We start from the raw sequence: 19,243 nt of genomic DNA, 5'->3' as shown, positions 1-19,243 counted from the left end.
AAGGTAACAACGGAATCCTATGAAAGTCATGCTGGAGGCCAGCCAGCAATGTGATGTGAAAGCACTGACGGCTTGAACTTCGGGTTGATCGACACGCCTATGATCACGCCTTCTAAAAGCAAAGCGTCTACCAATGCGTGTCAGCTCAGCGTGTGCCAGCACCTACAACGAACGGATGTTCACGCTGGTCGTTGTCTGGCAACAAGCCGGCAAACACGTGCGCTCTGAAGAGCGAGTCACTGTTTCCTACGACCGACTGCAGACCACCGTTCAGGCCATCAATGGTCGGGGCGGAAGAATTCAGTCTGTGATTCCCAACAATGAGCCGACCACAGCGGGAGTGCAGGCTACAAAAGCTACAAGCACCAAAGCTGCTGCTGAGAAGGCATCGTCCTCAAAGGCATCTGCCTCAAAGAGGTCCGCCAAACAGGTTAAGAAAGCGGTTGCCACCAAAGCACCCGCAAAGCCTGCTTCCAAAACAGCTGCATCAAAAACTCCCACCAAGCCTGTAACCAAAGTGGACGCTTCCAAAGCTCCTGCAAAGCCGGCTCACCAAGCGGTTCCTGTCAACATCTACAAACCCAAAACTCCCTTCATCGGCACTGTTCTCGAGAACTACAGCCTCCTTGAGGAAGGTGCCATCGGGCGCGTTCAGCACATCACCTTCGACCTGAGCGGTGGTGAACCACATCTCGATTATGTGGAGGGGCAGTCGATCGGCATCATTCCCGAAGGAACCGATGCGAAAGGAAAGCCACACAAAATTCGTCTCTATTCAATCGCCAGCACGCGTCACGGCGACGATATGGCTGGTAAAACAGTATCGCTCTGTGTGCGTCAGCTCGAGTACCAAAACGAGGCAGGTGAAGAGATCAAGGGGGTCTGCTCCACCTTTCTCTGTGATATCAAGCCCGGCGACAAAGTGAAAATCACCGGACCTGTCGGCAAAGAGATGCTTCTTCCTGAGGAAGAGGATTGCAACGTGATCATGCTGGCCACCGGTACAGGCATTGCACCGATGCGCACTTATCTGCGACGGATGTTCGAATCCTCTGAACGCAAGAAGAACGGCTGGAAATATAAAGGGAAAGCCTGGCTGTTCATGGGAGCACCCAAGACTCCCAACCTTCTTTATGACGATGACTTCGAGCAGTATCAGTCCGAATTCCCAGACAACTTCCGCTACACCAAGGCAATCAGCCGCGAGCAGAAGAACACCAAAGGTGGTCGGATGTACATCCAGGATCGTGTTCTGGAACATGCTGACGAAATCTTCGCCCTGATCGAAGATTCCAAGACGCACGTCTACATCTGTGGTCTTAAGGGGATGGAACCTGGTATCGACGAGGCCATGACCGCTGCTGCTGCTGCCAAAGGTCTCGACTGGGCCGAGCTGCGTCCCCAGCTGAAGAAAGCCGACCGCTGGCACGTCGAAACCTACTGACTTCAGGCGAGCGCTTGTTTCACTCTCATGCCCGCCGAAAGGCGGGTTTTTTGATGGGCATCAGTTGTCCCGAGACGACCACAAAACATGGCGGGATGTTCTGTGGCACTGTCAGCGCGGGGATTCCTGGTTAAACCTTCGTCAGAGCTTCTGATGTCATGAGCGCAACGATCACGAACCCTCTGAGGGTCGGCCTGCGTCAGGAGCGAGTAATCGCACCTCAGTGCCTGGTGATCTTCGGGGCCAGCGGTGACCTCACGCATCGCAAGCTGGTGCCTGCTCTGTTCGAGCTGTACAGACAGCGGCGGCTGCCGAGTGAATTCGCATTGCTGGGGTGCGCTCGACGGCCCTGGAGTGATGAGGAATTCCGCCAGAAGATGGCGGATGCCATGCCCACAACAGTGAACGAGAACCGTGCGGCCTGGGAGCAGTTCTCGGCCGGCATGTTCTACGAACCGGTTGATCTTCAGGTCCCTGAGGATCTCGTGAAGCTGGGGCATCGGCTCGACGAGATCGACCGGATGCGAGCGACCCGCAGCAATCGCACCTTCTATCTTTCGGTCTCACCGAAGTTCTACGGCAGCGGATGCCGTGCTCTTGCTGACGCGGGGCTGCTGAAGGATCCGCAACGCAGTCGAGTGGTGATCGAAAAGCCCTTCGGCAGGGATTACGGCAGTGCCCAGACGCTCAATCGTGTGGTGCAGAGCTGCGGACAGGAAAATCAGATTTTCCGGATTGACCACTACCTGGGCAAGGAAACCGTTCAGAACATCATGGTTCTGAGGTTTGCCAACACCATTTTCGAACCGATCTGGAACCGGAACTACATCTCGAGCGTTCAGATCACGGCAGCAGAAACCGTCGGTGTGGAGGAAAGGGCCGGCTACTACGAAACATCAGGTGCCCTCAGGGACATGGTGCAGAACCACCTGACCCAGATGCTGGCGATCACGGCCATGGAAACGCCAGGACGCTTCGATCCTGAGGCGATCCGCAGCGAGAAGGCGAAGGTTCTTCAGGCGGCTCGGCTGGCGGATGAAAATGAACCATGGAACTGCTGCATCCGAGGTCAGTACGGACCTGGAGGAACCCAGGACTCTCCATTGCCTGGCTATCGCCAGGAACACGGAGTGGATCCAAACAGCACCACGGAAACCTATGTGGCAATGAAGCTGTTCATCGACAACTGGCGATGGCAGGGCGTGCCCTTCTACGTACGCACCGGCAAGCGGTTGCCGAAACGACTCAGTGAAGTGGTGCTCACCTTCCGGGAAGCGCCGGTGCATCTGTTTGATGCCGCCGGAGGCGGTCCAACCGCTAATCAGCTGGTGCTGAGAATTCAACCCGATGAAGGTGCTGAATTCCGTTTTGAGGTGAAGTCGCCTGGGTCGGGCATGCGCAGCCGGCCTGTGGAGATGGAGTTCTCCTACGACGAATCGTTCGGCGAGCCCTCCGATGAGGGCTATGTGCGCCTGCTGGCTGATGCCATGCTCGGCGACCCCACGCTGTTCACACGCAGTGATGAGGTGGAGGCCGCCTGGCGTCTCTACACACCGCTTCTTGAGCTGATCGAAGACAGCCCCTGGCAGCTGCCTATCCACCCCTATGAGTCAAGAACCTGGGGGCCAGCGGCTTCCGATGCACTTCTCGCCCGTGATGGCCTGCTCTGGCGACGTCCCTGACCAGACCCGACTGTCCACGTTCCGTCCCAATCCAAAGGCTGCACCATGTCCCCCCAGCTCACGCTTCAAACTCCCCTCGAACTGCCGCCCTCCGAGGTGCCCGGCTACCTGGAACAGCTTTGGTCGCGCGATCAACCCAACAATGTCGGTGCTCACACGTTTTGTCTGCTGGTCTGGCAACCGGCATGGGTTGAACAGCAGCTTGTGCGCACAGGTCGCCTGGATGGACCGATCACCGGCGTGCAGAGAGCACAGCTGATCGCCTCAGGACGTCAGGCTGTGGTGGACGGCGATCTGCCGATCAGCACGCCTCCCCTAGCAGGGGCCGTGGCCAGTTGCCTCAACCAGATGGAGGGCAGCCATACCAGTGAGGATCTGCGGGGACAACATGTCGATGCAGCTCTCAGCAACCTGCGTCCTCGCCGCCTGATCACCATGGCACCGAGCCTCGACGAGCAACAGCCGCTGGAAACTCTTGTGGCTGCCTATTGCCCGCTGCCGGAGGAAGGGGGTGGGACAGTCGCGTGTGGAGATGTGGTCGTGTTGCGCGGAGGGAAACCGGCGCTGCAGCAGGGACTGGCGATCCTTGACCCGCTGTTGCCGGAGGAGCTCCCCTCCTGGGTGTGGTGGAACGGAGCACTGGATGAAGCCCCAGAGCTCCTTCAACAACTGGCCAGTTCACCCCGGCGATTGATTCTCGATTCCGCGCTGGGCGATCCACGTTTCTGTCTCAATCTGCTGGCCTCCAGGATCGAAGCAGGGCAAGCGGTCAATGATCTCAACTGGCTCAGGCTCGGCAGCTGGCATCAGACCCTGGCCATGGTGTTTGACCCACCCCATCGCCGCGATGCCCTGGGTCACGTCATCCAGCTCGATATCGATGTCGAAGGGGATCATCCTGTGCAGGGACTGCTGCTTGGATCCTGGATTGCTGATCGTCTGGGCTGGAAGCTGAAGCACACACAACACAATTCCGACAAGAGCATCAGCACCAGCTTCCAGCGCACTGACGGAACCGAGGTTCAGATGCGTGTGTCACCGGTGCCGATGGGACAACCAAGCATCCATCCAGGGCAGATCGTGGGGCTGCGCCTGATCTGCAAGCCTGAGCATCAGCCAGCGATCTGCGTGATTCTCTGCGCCGAGTCAGGCGGCTGCATGCGGCTGGAAGCCGGTGGCATGGCCAGCATGGAGCTCATTGAAGAGGTCGTGCCCGTGCAGCATTCTCCTGTGGAGGCGGACGTTTCTCGCCAGCTGGAAGGCGGCCATGACTCCACCAATCCTCTTCTGGCCGCTGCTGCACCGCTTGCTGCCAAGCTGATCAGCTGAACCCCCGCTGAGCGGGGCCTTTCCAGTCGCTCCGCCCATTCCATGGCCTGCATGATCGCTGCTCCGGCCAGCGGCAGCGGAAAAACCCTGCTCAGCCTCTGCCTGATTGCCTGGGCCCGCCAGGACGGACAGACCATTCAGCCTTTCAAGGTCGGTCCCGATTACCTCGACCCGCAGCTGCTTTCACTTGCTGCGAGAAGGCCCTGCAGAAATCTTGACCTGCCACTTTGTGGCGAAGACTGGGTTCAACTCAGCTTCAATGGCTACGGCGGTCGTTGTGACATGGCCCTCGTGGAGGGCGTGATGGGGCTGTTCGACGGCATTGGAGCGAGCTCTGAGGGCAGTACGGCCGACGTGGCCTTGCAGCTCGGACTTCCTGTTGTGCTGATGGTGGATGCCGGCGGTCAGGCACGCTCTCTCGGAGCTCTGGTGCGGGGATTCCGGGATCAGGATCCACGCATCAACCTTGCGGGAGTGGTTCTCAATCGCGTCAGCAGCGCCAGGCATCGGGAACTGCTCGAAGACGTGCTCATGGACATCGATGTGCGTTGCCTCGGCTGCCTGCCGGCGGATCCCAGCCTGGAGCTGCCAAACCGGCATCTGGGTCTCGCTCCAGCCCATGAACTGAACGCCCTGGGGAAACGAGTGGGGAAATGGGCCTCCCTGGCGGAACGACACCTGGAAATAAAGGAGTTCAGCAGGCTGCTCCAGGCACCGAAGCCAGGCTCGGATCCGATCCGAACCGTTTTCTCACCGGCACTGAACACCCCCGGGCAGGACTGCTCTCTGCCAGTGGCCGTCGCTCAGGACGAGGCCTTTCACTTCCGCTACCCGGAGATGCAGGAGTGTCTGGAGGTGCTGGGGATGCCTGTTCTGCCATGGAGTCCCTTGAGCGATGCCTCTCCACCAGCTGAGGCGTGCGGCCTAATCCTGCCCGGTGGATTCCCAGAACTGCATGCAGAGAGACTGAGTCAGTGCAAGACAACCCTCTCAGCGCTGCGTGAATGGATTCGCCACAAGCCCGTCTACGCCGAATGCGGAGGGATGCTGTTGCTGGGCCGAAAACTGGCCGACCCGGTCGGAGAACTGCATGCCATGGCTGGTGTTCTGCCATTTGAGGCCAGACGAGGACGACTGCAGGTGGGCTACAGAACACTTGAGGCTTGCAGCGACAGTCTGCTGTTACGTCAGGGGGACACACTCAGGGGCCATGAATTCCACCGCTGGCAGTTGAGCGGCGAATCCGATGAAAGCGTTGGCAGCCGTGGTCCGCTGTGGCAGGTTGAAGGTTGGAAAGTTGAGAGGAGAGCCGAGGGATGGAACCTGCCCAATCTCCACGCAAGCTGGGTCCACCTCCACTGGGCAGGATCCTCGATGATCCCCTGCCGATGGCGCACCGCGCTCGGCTCCGCAGCGAGGCGGAACGTCGTCGTTTCGTGACACGCAGCACGCGCCAGCGTTCCGCCACGCTTCAGGAACGCTGGCGTTTTCTCGTGGAGGGCACCGTTCAGGGAGTGGGCTTCCGTCAGGCCTGTCGACGAAGGGCGATGGAACTCGGGCTCAGCGGCTGGGTGCGCAACCTTGATGACGGACGGGTGGAAGTGCAGGCGGAAGGGGATCAACTCCCTCTCAATGAGCTGAGGCTCTGGTGTGAGCAGGGTCCCAGCGAAGCGAGGGTTCGTCTCGTTAGACCTTGCCAGATCCCCATTACCGGTGCCGACTGGTTTGAGATCCGTCACTGACAAGGATCCACGGATCGGGCGCTGGGGCGAGCAGCCAAATCAAAACTGAGTGGCCACAATCTGATCAGAGACAGCCTCTACTGGCCATGGCCGATGACCGCCGACTCTGGCTCCTTCGTCATGGAGCCACGGAGTGGGCCCGCATTGGACGCCATACAGGCAGGACTGACATCCCTTTGCTTCCCGAGGGAGAGACCGAGGCACGCCAGCTGGCTCCTGTTCTGACCCAAGAGCATTTCTCAGCTGTCTTCAGCTCACCTCTGCAACGCGCGCGTCGAACCTGTGAACTGGGAGGTCTTGGCGGGACCATGACTGTGATGAAGGATCTGCAGGAGTGGGATTACGGCGACTACGAGGGGATCACCACTCCGGAAATCCGCCGCACGGTGCCTGACTGGAATGTCTTCACCCATGGCTGCCCAAATGGTGAAGACGCCGCGGCCGTGCAGAAACGTTGTGAAACCGTTATTCGGATTGCTCTGAAAACACCGGGAGATGGAGATGTGGCCCTGTTTGCACACGGCCATCTTCTGCGGGCCTTGGCTGGCACCTGGCTTGGACTGGGGGCCATCGGCGGGCGGCTGCTGATGTTGAGCACCGGCAGTGTCTGCATGCTCGGTTTCGAGCATGGAAACCATGCCATCGTGCGCTGGAATGCGCCTGCCAACGGCCGTTTCTGATGAGTGACACAACCCTCTGGGCTGAGCTTCTGGCGTATGGAACCGGCATCGGCCTCTCGCCGATTCATATCGCCGTTCTCCTGCTGCTGCTCCTGGGACCGGATCCCATCAAACGAGGCGGATGGTTTCTCGCAAGCTGGGTGATCACAACACTTCTCGCAGCCACGCTGCTGGTGACGGTTGGGCATTCGCTCGTCCTGGACATGAGCCATGGCTCCCAGCACCGCACCGGTCTGGATCTGCTGGCCGGCGGAGCACTGGTCGCCATCGGTGGACGGGAGCTGATCAAATCATTCACTGAAGGATCAGAACCTCCGGCCTGGACCAAGGGCATCGACCGTTTCATGGCCATGCCTCTGCCGCTGCTGTTGTTGCTGGGATCAATCGGCGAAGTCATCAGCCCTGACGACATCGTGCTGTTTGCCAAATCAGCAGGTGTTGTGCTCTCTGCACAGTTACCCACCTGGCAGGAGGCCGTGGGACTGATCGCCTTCACTCTCGGAGCCAGTCTGTTTCTGCTCGCCCCGTTTGTGGCCGTGGTCATTGGACGTGACAAGGTGATTCCCCTTCTCGAGAAGGGAAAAGAGATCCTGTTTGCCCGAGGCAGCCTTCTGGTTGGAGGAGTGAGTCTCGGACTGGGGATCTACCTGGGTTGGCAGGGCGTCAGCGGCCTGACTGTGGTCTGATCTCCCGAGTGAGTGAAGTCAGGCAATGGGAAGTCAGTCGCTCCTAATTCAGGCCGCGTAAAGCATCGCTCCATGAGGAAGCGTTGCGCTGACCGTCACCGACCAGATAAACCCCATGCCTGGCACGACTGACAGCGACGTACGCCAGCTGTTGATGAAACACCTGCCTCTCGGGGGCCAGGCGTTCAAGCATGCGTGGAAACACATCATCAGCGACGAAAACCTCGCCAAAGCTGCTGCCCTGACTGCGATGCACAGTGAGAACAGCCGCAGGTCCCAGTGACGCGAAAGCGTCTCTCACCAGGAAATAACGGCGCCAGAGAGGCCGTCCGCCGCGTTTGCCGGCGGTCCTCGCCTCCTGAGCAAGACGCTTGAGCAGAGCATCCAGCTGCTCCCTGGCCAGGCTGCCGGGAGGAGGCTGGAGTCGCAGGTTGAGCTCGAGATCACCACTGCGAACCTTCGCATTGAGGGTCTCGATCACCGGCACACCCAGACCAGCCAGTGAAAGCTGGGCTTCACCGGCAACCCCAAACTCCGCCAGGTCACAGCGTTCGGGTGTCACGTCTTCCACCACAAGTTCTCGGTTAGAGCCAAGCACCAGATCCGGCTCCTCACCGGTTTCGCCCCCATCACTGGAGGCAGGCGCCATCACCGCTGTGCGTGTGATCAACACCTCACCAGGCAGCACCGCCATCTGATCCGCCATTTCTCCGTGAATGGCCCTGCGGGCATGGGGCACCAGGGCCTCCAGCCTGCGATTGGTGTAACAGAGAATCCTTGCTGAATCGGGGTTGTCACAGGCTGCAGCCTGGCGCAGGCCCTCCTGGGCGCGCGATAACCAGTCGCCGCGACTTAGCACGCCCACCTGGCCGAGATCCGAACGCATAGGCGGCAGCAGCGGCGGCACTTCGCAGGCCAGGCGGCCGTCGCGCAGACAACTGGCGAGCTGCAGCACAGGTCCCTGGTGACGAACAACCTCACGCAGGCAAGCGGAAACAGCACGATTCATCCCAAACACGGGGCTTTCGCTTTCACCCACCGGTGGCAACTGGGCCGGATCACCCACGAACACCAGTCGCGTTTTGAACGGGTGAGCACACTGCAACGCAATCGACAGCAGCGAGCTGTCGACCATCGAAGCCTCATCGATCAGCACCAGACCGAGATGCTCCAGCGCTGCGGCCGTTTGCTCGGTGGATTCGCAGAGCTCCCGATCACCCTGACGCTTGAGCTTCAGTCGCAGCAGTCGGTGAATTGTGGAGGGATACCAGGTGGGCTGGAGGCCTTCGAAATTGAGTGCCTGCCTCAACACACCGACAGCTTTGTGGGTGGGAGCCACAACGGTCCAGCAGAGACCACTGCTTTCGACCTGCCTCAGCAGGCGCATCGACAGGAATGTCTTGCCACTGCCGGCATAGCCACTGAGCACGAAGGGAAGACCGGCATCCTTCTGCTGCAGCCAGTCGGAGAAGGCATCTGAGGCTTTTTGCTGATCCTCGGTGAGGCTCAGGTCCGCATGAGGAAAGGATGTCACCCCAGCACTTCGCCGACCAGTTGGGCCAACTGCAATGGGGATCCCAGATAGTTGAGACCGAGCAATGCGATCGCAGGACCGATAAGGCTTCCCACCAGCACCTCCAAACGGGAATGGCCCAGACGTTCCTTGAGTGGTTTCTCGACAACTGTCTCCCAGAGCGTTTCAGGCAGAGCATTGACCCGTTCAGCGGTGAAGCCGGCGGCTCTGCGCACTCCACTGGCGTCGTACATCACCACAAAAGCGACCGTGGCGGCGAGAGCGAACACGGGTGACGCGAAACCCTCCTGCCATCCCGCAGCCGCAGCCGTTCCGGTTACCAGCGCCGAATGGCTAGATGGCATCCCTCCAGTTTCGATCAGCACCGCTGGTCTCCAGCGGCGATGGACCACAAGTTCAATCAGCAGCTTGGACAGCTGGGCAAGACCACACGCCGCAAGCCCCCAGGCCAGCACAGCGTTATCAAGGATCTGCAGAGGGTTGCTCAGCGAGACGTCATCCATGTTCAACGATCCCTGCTGGCGACGTAATCCGCCAGAGCCAGCAGAGGTTGAGCCCTGTTTTTCCAGGGCTGCAGCGCGGCTTTGGCCTCGCCAACTAACTCGAGTGCGCGGGTTCTTGAGGACTCAAGACCCAGCAGTTTCGGGTAGGTGGTCTTGTCAGCGAGAAGATCCTTACCAGCCGTCTTGCCCAGCACCTCACTGCTGGCAGTGACATCGAGAATGTCATCCACGATCTGGAAGGCAAGCCCGATGCCGTTGGCGTAGGTGCGCATCGCCTGAACCTGGGCATCACTGGCACCACCGATCAGCGCGCCAGTGACCACACAGGCTCTGAGCAACGCGGCGGTTTTGTGCAGATGGATGTACTCCAGCGTCTCTAGGTCGACCTGCTTTCCCTCGCATTCCAGATCAACCACCTGACCGCCCACCAGTCCAGGAGCACCTGAAACCAGGGCCAGCTCTCCCACCACCTTCACCAGTCGCTCGGCAGCCACATCAGCACTGCGCACAGCCACCATCTCGAAGGCTCGACTGAGCAGGGCGTCACCGGCGAGGATCGCCATGGCATCGCCATACACCTTGTGATTGGTCGGCCGACCCCGCCTCAGATCGTCGTTATCCATCGCCGGCAGATCGTCATGGATCAGCGACATGGTGTGAATCATTTCCAGCGCAACCGCCGTCGGCATGGCCTTTGAGGCATCGCCACCCACCAGCTCACAGGCGGCAAGACAGAGAATCGGGCGCAGCCGCTTTCCACCCGCCAGCAGGGAGTAACGCATCGCATCTCTGAGAGATTCCGGCCGTTCCGGACCCATCGACTCATCCAGAGCCGTTTCAACCCGTTCCCTGGCCTGATTCAGGTAGGCCTTGAAATCAAAATTCTGATGAGGCTCACCCGGTGAAGGAACGCCTTCAGGGCTGGTCGCCGTGGCGGTCATGGGGAGCGCAAAGCTGGCCAAATTCTGTCAGGCCGGCGGCCCCGCAGACACCATCAGATGATCAGGTCGGCCAGATCGTGATCAACTCCATGACGGCGGCACCAGGCCACAACTGTGTTCACAAGCAGCATGGTGACGGTCATCGGGCCTACACCCCCCGGCACAGGTGAAAGCGCAGCGGCGATGGGCTCCAGCTCCGCTGCCCTCACATCCCCGCAGAGCCCACCTTCAGGTCGCCGGTGTATCCCGACATCCACCACAACCGTGCCTGGGCTGACATGCTCAGCACCCAGCATTTCCGGACGACCGGCCGCCACAACGAGAATCTCAGCCTGACGCGTCAGAGCTGCGAGATCCCTGGTGCGTGAATGAGCAACCGTGACCGTTGCATTCGCGGCCTGCAGCATCAGGGCCATCGGCTGACCCACCAGGATGCTGCGTCCTATCACCACGGCACGCTGGCCTGCGGGATCGATGTCAGCACTGCGCAGCATCGCCATGACGCCAGCCGGTGTGCAGCTGCGGGGACCAGGCTCTCCCTTCAGCAACCGGCCCAGATTCAGGGTGTGCAGACCGTCAGCATCCTTTTCAGGGTCAATTGCAGCCAGCAAGGGCGTTTCATCGAGTCCGCCCGGAAGAGGCAGCTGCAGCAGGATCCCATCAACCCTGGCATCGTTATTCAACGCCTGGATCGCCGCCAACACATGGTCGGATGTGGCATCAGCCGGCAGATGAGATCCATAGCTCTCAACACCAATCCGCGCACAGGCTTTTTCCTTGTTGGCGACATAGACAGCGCTGGCCGGATCATCACCGACGCGCAGCACAGCCAGTCCCGGCGGGCGACCGGCAGACTGAACCGCCGACTGGACCTGTGACTGCAGCCTGAGCTCAAGCGTTCTGGCCAGAGCCTTGCCATCCAATCTGAGGGCCATTGCCATCCGATGCATGTGAATCCAGCATGCCGCTCCAGCAGAGCTAGCGTTTGTGCAGGATGCCGTCGGCTGACTTGCGTTCGCATCGCCTTGCACGTCTCTGGAGGTCCTGGCTGAGGAGCGAATCACCACGCCGGCCGGTGCTGCGCTGGAACCGGCTGCAGAAAGGTTTCCTGCTGATTCTCTGTGTTCTCGTGGCGCTGGTTTCGAGCTGGCCCTGGCTGGTTGAGCCTGACCTGCGACCAGGTCTGGCGGCTCCCTTCGACGCGAAGGCACCGAAGGATGCACGGGTTGTCGACAGCGAAGCCCTGGAACAGAGGCGTTCAAGCCTGGGATCCAGCACGTTCGTGCAGGTTCTCGATCCGCAGGAGACCGAGCAAATCCGCATGCGGCTGGAGCGCCATCTGAGCGAACTGGAGCGGGTCGCCAACAGCGACGCCGCCGAGCGGATCGGTCCGGTGAATCTGTCCGGGCAGGAGCAGCTATGGCTGGAGAAACGCACTCAGGATGAGCGTCGTGACTGGGACATGGCCGTACGCAGGGCGCTCGAGCGAATGCTCAGTCAGGGCCTTGTCAACACCCTTGCACTGGAGCAGCTTCAACGGGCAAGCGAACTGCAGCTCCAGGACCTGAGCACCGGTGAGGAGCCTGGCCGCAGCCTGGGCAGCAAAGTGCTGACCACGACGCTTCAGGGAGCCAGCAACCTTCAGACCGATCCACTGCGCAGCCAGCGTCTGATCGAGGAGCTGATCACCCAACAGGGGATCCCCACCATCGAGGTGAGCAAGGGAGACCTGATCACGCGCAAAGGGGAGTCGATCAGCTCTCAGGCCTACGACGTGCTCGATTTCTTCGGAATGGTGAATCGCCGTCCGAAGCTGGGCATCTGGATCGTCCGTTTCACCGAGTCGCTGGCCAGTTGCGGAGTGCTGCTATTGGTCATGCGCCGGGAACGCCCCTGCCTTGAGGCCCCTCATGGCCTTCTGGCTCTGGGGCTGCTGCTGCTGAGCCAGTCCAGCAAGCTCTGGTTCGGAGCCGCCGTGAGCCCTCTGGCGGTGCTCGTGCCACCCACGCTGCTTCTTGCCCAGGGTCTGGGAACAACCAGTGCATTGGCCTGGATGGCCGTTGCCAGTCTGCTCTGGCCCACCCCGGTCACGGGCCTAGGCGAGGGACGCCTGCTGATTGCCGCCGCCACCGGGACTGTTGCGGCACTGCAAGCAGGTCGATTACGCAGCAGAGCCCAGCTGCTGCAACTCGCCGTCCTGCTGCCTGTGGGTGCCTGGCTGGCCGAGCTGGCTCTGACCAGTGGGGAGGGGCAATCACTCGCAGGTTCATGGATTCGCCTGCCTGCCGATTCAGGCGAACTCGCCTCAGAGGCCCTGCTGCTCGGGTTGTTGATGATGCTGGCAATCCTGGTGATTCCACTGCTGGAGAGCTCCTTCGGGTTGCTGACTAGAGCTCGCCTGATGGAACTTGCCGATCAGGAGCGTCCTTTGCTGCGACGACTCTCTTCCGAAGCCCCAGGCACCTTCGAACACACACTGATGATCTGCGGACTGGCCGAGGAGGGCGCACGCTCGATCGGCGCCGATGTGGACCTGATCAGAACAGGGGCCCTTTATCACGATGTGGGCAAGCTTCATGCACCCGACTGGTTCATCGAAAACCAGACCAGCGACGAGAACCCCCACACCAGGCTGAACGACCCTCTGGCCAGTGCGGGAGTTCTGCAGGCCCATGTTGATGAAGGTCTGAAACTGGCCAGACGCCATCGGCTGCCGCGTCCGATCGCCGACTTCATCCCTGAACATCAGGGCACATTGCGCATGGGGTATTTCCTCCATCAGGCGCGTCAACAGAATCCTCAAATCTCCGAGAAGCGATTCCGCTATCACGGTCCGACGCCTCGATCCAAAGAGACAGGAATCATGATGCTGGCGGATGGCTGCGAGGCCGCCCTGCGGTCACTGCCACCGGACACGAGTGATCAGGAAGCCCGAGACACGGTGAAACGAATTGTCGAGGCGCGAATCAGCGACGGCCAACTCAGACAGAGCAGCCTCAGTCGGGCTGAACTTGAACTGGTGATGCAGTCGTTCGTGCGTGTCTGGAGACGGATGCGTCATCGCCGCATTCCTTATCCCATACCCGCCAAGCGCAGTTTCTCCGCCTGAGCCCAGCCGGGAAGCTCGGCACGAACGCGCACGCGCTGCTGATCGAACGGGTCCTGGAAACTCAGAGCATGAGCTTGCAGATGCATGGGGCCCTCGCAGGCTGAGGGGGCATAGATCGGATCTGCGCAGATCGGAGCTCCAGCGGCGGCAAGATGCGCTCGCAACTGATGAGAACGGCCGGTCAGAGGCCTTAACCACAGCCGCCTGCAATCCGGTGACGACGTCCAGCTGCGCCAGAGCGTGCAACAGGGCTTGCCGCGGGGGTGCGGGCCATACATCGGTGGCTGGCGCTGCAGTCGTGCCAGTGGATAGCGAAGGCTTCCGCGCCTGCCCGGTAAAGGCCTTAAAACATCAGCGACATACAGCTTCTGCACCCTGCGAGCGGCGAACAGGGCACTGAGAGATTGAAGATTTTCAGGGCTTGTCGCGACAAGAATGAGTCCCGAGGTATCCCGATCCAGACGATGGACCAATCGCAGCTCGGGGCAGCAGGCCTGAAGTCGGCTGATCAGGGAATCGCGTTGATGGTCACCAAGACCCGGCTGGCTCAGCAGCCCTGAGGGTTTATCGACCACCAGATACTGCGGACGCTGCAGCACAAGCGAACAGCCAGCACGCTGATACAGCTCCTCAGCCAGGGACTCAAAGCCTGACACCACGCCGGTGTGCTGGCCGGCACCAGTAGATCAGCGCCAGAACGTTGATCACTCCGAGCAGAACAGGCCACAACCCCATGGTCTGGGGCTCAAGACCGAGTGCCAGGCGGGTGATGCCGTAAGGGAGTGTTCCCGCAAGGCTCATCGACAGGGCCACAATGGCAAGGACCACACCCCAGCGTCGCTGCGCCAGCAGACCTGCCGAAGCCACGATGCCGACGATCGCGGCGGGCCAGGCCAGTGAAAAGGCAAGGGAAATGTTGGTGACTGCGATTCCGGAGGACCCCTCTTCACGGAATGCGAGCAGACCGATCAATGGCAAGGCGATGAGATTGGCCACCAGACCGAGCCAGGTCATCAACCAGTAGCCGTTCAGCCGCGGACCCATGGAGAGATGCCACACATCTGCACACCGTAAGGTCCGAGCACTACGCAACTGCAGCATCTCCACCTGGTCCGGCATCCTCATCCAGAACCGTTTCCAGGCTGGCCGGCAGGAGAGCAATCCAGCGATGGCAAGAGGATCGGCCCTGTGATCGCTGTAACGGGTTTCTCCTCCATGGGGCTTCTCAGGGCGGCGACACGCTGGAATCGCCGGGATGACCGAGGTTGCGGTCGCTCAGTCGTTCTGCACAGAAGCTGCGAAACAGGGCTTCCACTTCGTCGGGAGGCATCCCCTGAACCAGCCGCGCCTCGATCTCATCACGACGCTGTGACTGGTGATAGAGACGCAATTCCTGAAAGGTTGTTCTCGACTGGGCTTCGATGCGGGCGAGAGCATTGCCGACCTGATGATCCGGGATCAACGGCCCGCCATGACAATGCTGCATGACGTGGGCTGATTCATGGGCAAGAACAACCCAGACCTGCCTCGGATCATCCTCAATGTTGTTGGCACAGATCAGCAGAGCATTGCGCGGAGCATGAAAGGCACCAAGAAGGGCTGAAGGACAGTCCTTCGCCACAAGAGTGTGGGTTCCGGCCCGGCGAATCAGGGCGGCATAGCTTCCGACACGGTCCCATGTCTCGGCTCTTACCAAGCCGGGGACGAGAGGAGCGACCAAGGCCAGCGAGAGCGCAGCGACAATGCGCGCTCGAACCAACGGAGCCAGACGCAGCAAATCAACTTCTCCCGTACCTGGTCTCATTCAAGACACGCGGGACGGAATTGGCAGCTCTGCGGTCGGGATTCAGGAAATCAGGCGGAGCACGCTGTCAACTTTGTCTCGGAACGACTGGATGCGATCGATGCGGGTATTGACGCGAATCGTGGCGTGAATCCTTTGGACTCCCTCCGCATGCAGCCGCTCATGGCAGGCCTTCACGCAGGCGAAGACCGCATCCCACTCCCCTTCTATGGCGGTACCGTCCGGACCGAGCTGGTGGTCGAGACCTGAAGCTTTGATCACTTCCTGACACAGAGCGATCGAAGGCCCCAGCGACACACCCACCCCCAATGGCACCAGGCACAGATCGACACCTACCCGCACAAGCCGCTCCAGTCACCTTCAGTCATGTTTGAACGGCATCCCGGAAGGATGCAAGCGGCGATGATCAGCGAAGTTAGTAACGCACGGGCGGCATGACCGGCGAGAACCCGGGCGAGACGGAGCCCCTCAGAGGGCTCCCAACTCACCCCCCGACTCCAGGAGACAGGCGCTGGGGTAACCGAGGGTGCGCCATTCGCCGCAGCGCGTCTGCACTTCAAGAGCAATTCCACGCTGCACAACCGACATCGAGCGCCCCTGGCCGGCACACCAGCGACTGGCCGCCGCCTCTGCAGCAGCGATCGACTCGTAGGGAGCGTCCAGAACCGGATGAGGCTGCCCATCCAATGCAACAAGCCTGTAAAGGGGGCAGCCGGGCTCAGGCATTGGACCACTTCAGCATCTGTCTACAGTGTTCCACGACACGGAGCGACGCGCCATCCCGGATGCTGAGTTCACCCATCCCTGCGCGATGCCAAGTCAAGCACTCACCGATGCCTACGGAACTCTTCTGAGCCGTGCCCCCGCACCTCTGTTCAAACGTGCCAGGCAGCTCTATCTCAACAAATACTGTCTGGACGGGCGTAACACCGAAAGCCAGCTGCGGCTGTTCGTGGTGCAGGAGAGACTCGACGAAAGAGTCGAACCTGATCCTGATGCAGGCCCCCTCGGCAGACTCGCAACACTTCAATCCAGCACGCTGGAACTGGCACTTGTGCATTGGCAGCAGGATGATCCGCCTGCAGAGCCACTGGTCGAGACCTACCTGCAGCAGAGCTGGCAGCTCAGGCCCTCACTGATCTCATCATCAAACGAGAGCTGGTTCCGCAACGGCGGATTTCAACTGCGGATCACCCTGCAGGAACCGCTGATCTGGATCCGAAGCAGCCGTTATCAGGAGACAGATAATCAGACCGGCAAAGGAAAACCCACGAAAAGCTGAAGTCACCATCACCAGCGGCGGAAAGCTGGCTAGGCAGAGTTCAAGACTCGCAGAGATTCATGATGAGATCGTCACTCCTTGAGCGATATGTTCTGCGTTACGCAAGCACCGGACATTATTTGCGGGTCAACGACGAAAGTCAGGAAATCGAACGCAGCTCAAGCCCTGAATCAGCATGGGAATTCCACACTCATGAAGGAGCGGTGACTCATGCTCTCTGGATCGGAGAAGTGTTTGGTCAGACCCCGGATGTGGTGAAGATGATTTGAAGCTGGGGACATTAAACAGAAAATTATATTTTTTATATTTTTTGATTTTCCAGGTCAGGTTCAACTTTGACCTGGTTTAACAAACTAAATTTTCTATATGTATTGAGCACGTAGTGAGAAAAATTGTGAACAGGAGCTCGAATCTTCAATCACCCCTGAATGAAGTGCCTCAGTCGTCTTGACTCATCAGCCATACGCCTTTGCAATTCTGCGGACGGAGCATCCGAATCCTCCCTCAACTGAGCGCTGATCACATCCGCTTCGGTGATCGAAAGACCGCGCTGACGACCGAGCTCGATCAGGGTTTCAACAGACACAGGCTCGGAAAGGCACTTTGCCAGCTCCTGCTCTTCTCGTCGCCGCTGAAGCAGGGTATCGAGATCCTGAAGAGACATGAGCGGCGGCGGGCATGCACTGAGTCCATTCCATCAGACCATTGCTAGACATCGCGAAAGATGTCTGAATGATCATGGGGACCCCTCGTTTCACCATTGCTCTGCTCGGCCTCAGCGCAGGCCTGATCAGTCTTGAGGCCGGTCTGTCCGCAGCTCGGGCTGGCTGCAGTTTTCTGCCACCGATTGGCGGAGACGGCAGCAGCAACATTGTCAAAAAACGGGTCAGCAGAGAGAAGCTGATCGGTCGCACCAACTGGAACACAGACTTTGCTGCGAACGGGCCCTACACCAGCTACAAACTGTTCTTCACAGCAGACTCGACCGCCAGCGGAACCTATCCCGTGGAGGCTTACCTCAAATTCACCGACGGCAGCAATCTTCGAGTCGTGAAGGAATCCATGAGACCGCCTCTCGGCACAGGCAAACAGTTCGGACCTTTCACCGTTCCTCAGGGCAAACAAGTCAACCAGGTGAACTTCAAGATCGGTGCGGGCAGCGATCCCAACGCAACCGGCTTCAGTTACCGGATTTCCGTTCAGGGCTGCAACTGACGGGATAACGGAAAACAATGCGTGAGCGCCTCTGGATTGTGATCCCGGCAGCGGGGGTTCCATTGCTTTTGGTGCTGTTCATTGTTCTCTGGCAGTCTCTGCAAGTTCAGAAGCGCACGATTGAAAGTCTTCTGAAGCGACTCGATGGGCTCGAAGCTGTTCAACAGCGTGACAGGGATGACAACCAGGAGCTGATGAAACAGCAACTCGGAGTCCTCCAGACACGCCAAAAGACACTTCAAAGACAGATCAGCAATCTTGAGAACTGGCAGCGCGCCTCAGGCGAGCGGGAGCGGGCCCTCTGGAACCGATTTGACAAACAGTTCCCAGCGGATCAGGGGCCCCAGCCCCAGCAACAACCCGACCTTGAGCGCACAGCACCCCCATCACTGCCGTCATCTCCAGAGCCTTGATCAACACAGCAAGGGGGCTCAGCCCTTGACGGCATCACCGCTTGCACTGGGGAGGATGAAACGCTGCAGAAGAATGAACAGGAGAAGCACAGGAAGGATCGAAACCACGGATCCAGCCGCAACGATCCTCCAATCGAGGGAAAAACTGCTGGCCAGCTGCTGAAGCCCCAGAGGCAGCGTGAATAGCTGCGGATCATCCAGGATCACCAAGGGCCAGAGAAAATCGCTCCAGGTGCCGATGAACACAAACATGGCCAGAGTGATCAGGTCAGCCCGGGCAGCGGGAATCATCACGTTCCACCACTCACCGAGCTTGCTGCAGCCATCCATACGAGCGGCCTCTTCCAGTTCGGCGGGAACGCCAAGAAAGCTCTGACGAAGGAGATACAACCCGAAGGCCGTTGCTGCCTGAGGAATCACAAGAGCCATCAGGGTGTTGCGCAGACCCAGCTGCACCATCAGCAGATACAGAGGGATCATCACCACCTGAAACGGAATCAAAATGGTGGCCACCACCAGACCCAGAACCAGGCCGCGACCGGTGAAACGCATTCGCGCCAGAGGGTAGGCCGCCAGGGAGCAGAAGAGCAGATTGGCCGCCACCGCCAACAGACTGACCAAGGAGCTGTTGAACAGATAGCGACCAAGTGGGTTCTCCTGGAACAGACGCCCATAGGCATCAAGGCTGGGTTGCAAGGGCAGCAGCGCCGGCGGACTGGTGAAGATGTCCTCTGCGGGTCCCTTCAGGGAGGTGCTCACCAGCCAGAGAAGAGGAACGAGAACCGCAAGCGCCAGCAGGATCAACACTGCGAGCTGGAGAAACGCCCCGAAACGGAGCCCGGACCTGAGTTCCGGGTCTCGACTGGCAGACGACTGCAT

23 protein-coding genes are annotated in these 19,243 nt (G+C 59.8%); 12 read left to right on the top strand and 11 right to left on the bottom strand.

Annotation, left to right across the window (positions count from 1 at the left end; all coding sequences use genetic code 11):
* The first annotated feature begins 133 nt into the window (after positions 1 to 133).
* The 7 genes from SIB56_RS02030 (at position 134) to SIB56_RS02000 (ending at position 7,563) form a co-directional block, all read left to right on the top strand.
* A complete protein-coding gene (locus tag SIB56_RS02030) occupies positions 134 to 1,444 on the top strand; it encodes an FAD-binding oxidoreductase (RefSeq protein WP_413324949.1) in 1,311 nt (436 codons plus the stop codon).
* Between the two features lie 158 nt (positions 1,445 to 1,602).
* Complete coding sequence (zwf, locus tag SIB56_RS02025) at positions 1,603 to 3,126, top strand: glucose-6-phosphate dehydrogenase (RefSeq protein WP_413324948.1); 1,524 nt, start codon at positions 1,603 to 1,605, stop codon at positions 3,124 to 3,126.
* 45 nt (positions 3,127 to 3,171) lie between these two features.
* The gene (locus SIB56_RS02020; protein WP_413324946.1) at positions 3,172 to 4,455 is read left to right on the top strand and encodes a glucose-6-phosphate dehydrogenase assembly protein OpcA; all 1,284 of its coding nucleotides are present in this window, start codon (positions 3,172 to 3,174) and stop codon (positions 4,453 to 4,455) included.
* Between the two features lie 42 nt (positions 4,456 to 4,497).
* Complete coding sequence (locus SIB56_RS02015; protein WP_413324945.1) at positions 4,498 to 5,895, top strand: cobyrinate a,c-diamide synthase; 1,398 nt, start codon at positions 4,498 to 4,500, stop codon at positions 5,893 to 5,895.
* Positions 5,844 to 6,197 carry an acylphosphatase gene (locus tag SIB56_RS02010; RefSeq protein ID WP_413324944.1) on the top strand — a complete coding sequence of 118 codons (354 nt, stop codon included), beginning with the start codon at positions 5,844 to 5,846 and terminating at the stop codon, positions 6,195 to 6,197. Before SIB56_RS02015 ends, SIB56_RS02010 begins: the two co-directional genes overlap by 52 nt.
* Positions 6,198 to 6,283: 86 nt before the next feature.
* Positions 6,284 to 6,877 carry a histidine phosphatase family protein gene (locus SIB56_RS02005; RefSeq protein WP_413324943.1) on the top strand — a complete coding sequence of 198 codons (594 nt, stop codon included), beginning with the start codon at positions 6,284 to 6,286 and terminating at the stop codon, positions 6,875 to 6,877.
* A complete protein-coding gene (locus SIB56_RS02000; protein WP_413324942.1) occupies positions 6,877 to 7,563 on the top strand; it encodes a GAP family protein in 687 nt (228 codons plus the stop codon). The genes SIB56_RS02005 and SIB56_RS02000 overlap by 1 nt, the downstream gene beginning before the upstream one ends.
* 43 nt (positions 7,564 to 7,606) lie before the next feature.
* Here the strand turns inward: SIB56_RS02000 and SIB56_RS01995 are convergent, their stop codons facing one another.
* The 4 genes from SIB56_RS01995 to folD are packed head-to-tail and all read right to left on the bottom strand — an operon-like array spanning position 7,607 to position 11,476.
* A complete protein-coding gene (locus SIB56_RS01995; protein WP_413324941.1) occupies positions 7,607 to 9,097 on the bottom strand; it encodes an ATP-dependent DNA helicase in 1,491 nt (496 codons plus the stop codon).
* A complete protein-coding gene (locus SIB56_RS01990) occupies positions 9,094 to 9,600 on the bottom strand; it encodes a divergent PAP2 family protein (RefSeq protein ID WP_413324940.1) in 507 nt (168 codons plus the stop codon). Before SIB56_RS01990 ends, SIB56_RS01995 begins: the two co-directional genes overlap by 4 nt.
* Before the next feature lie 2 nt (positions 9,601 to 9,602).
* Positions 9,603 to 10,541 carry a geranylgeranyl diphosphate synthase CrtE gene (gene crtE, locus SIB56_RS01985; protein ID WP_413324939.1) on the bottom strand — a complete coding sequence of 313 codons (939 nt, stop codon included), beginning with the start codon at positions 10,539 to 10,541 and terminating at the stop codon, positions 9,603 to 9,605.
* A gap of 53 nt (positions 10,542 to 10,594) precedes the next feature.
* Positions 10,595 to 11,476: a bifunctional methylenetetrahydrofolate dehydrogenase/methenyltetrahydrofolate cyclohydrolase FolD gene (gene folD, locus SIB56_RS01980; protein ID WP_413324938.1), complete on the bottom strand. Its 882-nt coding sequence runs from the start codon at positions 11,474 to 11,476 to the stop codon at positions 10,595 to 10,597.
* Positions 11,477 to 11,535: 59 nt separating this feature from the next.
* On the opposite strand from folD, the gene SIB56_RS01975 reads away from it, so the two are divergent.
* Positions 11,536 to 13,650, top strand: a complete 2,115-nt coding sequence (locus tag SIB56_RS01975) for an HDIG domain-containing metalloprotein (protein WP_413324937.1) — start codon at positions 11,536 to 11,538, stop codon at positions 13,648 to 13,650.
* On the opposite strand, the gene SIB56_RS01970 is transcribed toward SIB56_RS01975, so the two are convergent.
* The 5 genes from SIB56_RS01970 to SIB56_RS01950 all read right to left on the bottom strand — a co-directional run bounded on the left by SIB56_RS01970 (position 13,614) and on the right by SIB56_RS01950 (position 16,180).
* Positions 13,614 to 14,309: an RluA family pseudouridine synthase gene (locus SIB56_RS01970; RefSeq protein WP_413324936.1), complete on the bottom strand. Its 696-nt coding sequence runs from the start codon at positions 14,307 to 14,309 to the stop codon at positions 13,614 to 13,616. The genes SIB56_RS01975 and SIB56_RS01970 overlap by 37 nt on opposite strands.
* A complete protein-coding gene (locus SIB56_RS01965) occupies positions 14,293 to 14,694 on the bottom strand; it encodes a hypothetical protein (protein ID WP_413324934.1) in 402 nt (133 codons plus the stop codon). Before SIB56_RS01965 ends, SIB56_RS01970 begins: the two co-directional genes overlap by 17 nt.
* A 181-nt stretch (positions 14,695 to 14,875) precedes the next feature.
* Positions 14,876 to 15,454: a hypothetical protein gene (locus SIB56_RS01960; RefSeq protein WP_413324933.1), complete on the bottom strand. Its 579-nt coding sequence runs from the start codon at positions 15,452 to 15,454 to the stop codon at positions 14,876 to 14,878.
* Between the two features lie 42 nt (positions 15,455 to 15,496).
* Entirely contained in the window at positions 15,497 to 15,796 is a 300-nt protein-coding gene (locus SIB56_RS01955; protein WP_413324932.1) for an MTH1187 family thiamine-binding protein, read from the bottom strand.
* 126 nt (positions 15,797 to 15,922) lie between these two features.
* Complete coding sequence (locus SIB56_RS01950) at positions 15,923 to 16,180, bottom strand: hypothetical protein (protein ID WP_413324931.1); 258 nt, start codon at positions 16,178 to 16,180, stop codon at positions 15,923 to 15,925.
* A gap of 25 nt (positions 16,181 to 16,205) precedes the next feature.
* Between SIB56_RS01950 and SIB56_RS01945 the strand changes: the two genes are divergently transcribed.
* Positions 16,206 to 16,736 (top strand): hypothetical protein, encoded by a 531-nt coding sequence (locus tag SIB56_RS01945; RefSeq protein ID WP_413324930.1) that lies wholly within the window; start codon positions 16,206 to 16,208, stop codon positions 16,734 to 16,736.
* Positions 16,737 to 16,798: 62 nt separating this feature from the next.
* Positions 16,799 to 17,005 carry a hypothetical protein gene (locus tag SIB56_RS01940; RefSeq protein WP_413324929.1) on the top strand — a complete coding sequence of 69 codons (207 nt, stop codon included), beginning with the start codon at positions 16,799 to 16,801 and terminating at the stop codon, positions 17,003 to 17,005.
* Between the two features lie 149 nt (positions 17,006 to 17,154).
* Here the strand turns inward: SIB56_RS01940 and SIB56_RS01935 are convergent, their stop codons facing one another.
* Complete coding sequence (locus SIB56_RS01935; RefSeq protein ID WP_413324928.1) at positions 17,155 to 17,400, bottom strand: Nif11 family protein; 246 nt, start codon at positions 17,398 to 17,400, stop codon at positions 17,155 to 17,157.
* Positions 17,401 to 17,468: 68 nt separating this feature from the next.
* On the opposite strand from SIB56_RS01935, the gene SIB56_RS01930 reads away from it, so the two are divergent.
* Complete coding sequence (locus SIB56_RS01930; protein ID WP_413324927.1) at positions 17,469 to 17,951, top strand: hypothetical protein; 483 nt, start codon at positions 17,469 to 17,471, stop codon at positions 17,949 to 17,951.
* 17 nt (positions 17,952 to 17,968) lie between these two features.
* Positions 17,969 to 18,364, top strand: a complete 396-nt coding sequence (locus SIB56_RS01925) for a signal protein (RefSeq protein WP_413324926.1) — start codon at positions 17,969 to 17,971, stop codon at positions 18,362 to 18,364.
* Between the two features lie 18 nt (positions 18,365 to 18,382).
* On the opposite strand, the gene SIB56_RS01920 is transcribed toward SIB56_RS01925, so the two are convergent.
* Positions 18,383 to 19,243, bottom strand: coding sequence for a carbohydrate ABC transporter permease (locus SIB56_RS01920; protein WP_413324925.1), 861 nt, complete (start codon positions 19,241 to 19,243; stop codon positions 18,383 to 18,385).

It is taken from the genome of Synechococcus sp. MIT S9503, from assembly GCF_047304175.1.
Classification (GTDB): domain Bacteria; phylum Cyanobacteriota; class Cyanobacteriia; order PCC-6307; family Cyanobiaceae; genus Synechococcus_C.
This window is presented reverse-complemented; position numbering and strand designations above follow the sequence as displayed.

What these genes read in the sequence shown, in the direction of transcription:
- SIB56_RS02030 (WP_413324949.1), top strand. Translation starts at nt 134, where the DNA reads ATGCGTGTCAGCTCAGCGTGTGCCAGCACCTACAACGAACGGATGTTC.
- zwf (WP_413324948.1), top strand. Translation starts at nt 1,603, where the DNA reads ATGAGCGCAACGATCACGAACCCTCTGAGGGTCGGCCTGCGTCAGGAG.
- SIB56_RS02020 (WP_413324946.1), top strand. Translation starts at nt 3,172, where the DNA reads ATGTCCCCCCAGCTCACGCTTCAAACTCCCCTCGAACTGCCGCCCTCC.
- SIB56_RS02015 (WP_413324945.1), top strand. Translation starts at nt 4,498, where the DNA reads ATGGCCTGCATGATCGCTGCTCCGGCCAGCGGCAGCGGAAAAACCCTG.
- SIB56_RS02010 (WP_413324944.1), top strand. Translation starts at nt 5,844, where the DNA reads ATGGCGCACCGCGCTCGGCTCCGCAGCGAGGCGGAACGTCGTCGTTTC.
- SIB56_RS02005 (WP_413324943.1), top strand. Translation starts at nt 6,284, where the DNA reads ATGGCCGATGACCGCCGACTCTGGCTCCTTCGTCATGGAGCCACGGAG.
- SIB56_RS02000 (WP_413324942.1), top strand. Translation starts at nt 6,877, where the DNA reads ATGAGTGACACAACCCTCTGGGCTGAGCTTCTGGCGTATGGAACCGGC.
- SIB56_RS01990 (WP_413324940.1), bottom strand. Translation starts at nt 9,600, where the DNA reads ATGGATGACGTCTCGCTGAGCAACCCTCTGCAGATCCTTGATAACGCT.
- crtE (WP_413324939.1), bottom strand. Translation starts at nt 10,541, where the DNA reads ATGACCGCCACGGCGACCAGCCCTGAAGGCGTTCCTTCACCGGGTGAG.
- folD (WP_413324938.1), bottom strand. Translation starts at nt 11,476, where the DNA reads ATGGCCCTCAGATTGGATGGCAAGGCTCTGGCCAGAACGCTTGAGCTC.
- SIB56_RS01975 (WP_413324937.1), top strand. Translation starts at nt 11,536, where the DNA reads ATGCCGTCGGCTGACTTGCGTTCGCATCGCCTTGCACGTCTCTGGAGG.
- SIB56_RS01965 (WP_413324934.1), bottom strand. Translation starts at nt 14,694, where the DNA reads ATGGGTCCGCGGCTGAACGGCTACTGGTTGATGACCTGGCTCGGTCTG.
- SIB56_RS01960 (WP_413324933.1), bottom strand. Translation starts at nt 15,454, where the DNA reads ATGAGACCAGGTACGGGAGAAGTTGATTTGCTGCGTCTGGCTCCGTTG.
- SIB56_RS01950 (WP_413324931.1), bottom strand. Translation starts at nt 16,180, where the DNA reads ATGCCTGAGCCCGGCTGCCCCCTTTACAGGCTTGTTGCATTGGATGGG.
- SIB56_RS01940 (WP_413324929.1), top strand. Translation starts at nt 16,799, where the DNA reads ATGAGATCGTCACTCCTTGAGCGATATGTTCTGCGTTACGCAAGCACC.
- SIB56_RS01935 (WP_413324928.1), bottom strand. Translation starts at nt 17,400, where the DNA reads ATGTCTCTTCAGGATCTCGATACCCTGCTTCAGCGGCGACGAGAAGAG.
- SIB56_RS01930 (WP_413324927.1), top strand. Translation starts at nt 17,469, where the DNA reads ATGATCATGGGGACCCCTCGTTTCACCATTGCTCTGCTCGGCCTCAGC.
- SIB56_RS01925 (WP_413324926.1), top strand. Translation starts at nt 17,969, where the DNA reads ATGCGTGAGCGCCTCTGGATTGTGATCCCGGCAGCGGGGGTTCCATTG.
- SIB56_RS01920 (WP_413324925.1), bottom strand. Translation starts at nt 19,243, where the DNA reads ATGCAGTCGTCTGCCAGTCGAGACCCGGAACTCAGGTCCGGGCTCCGT.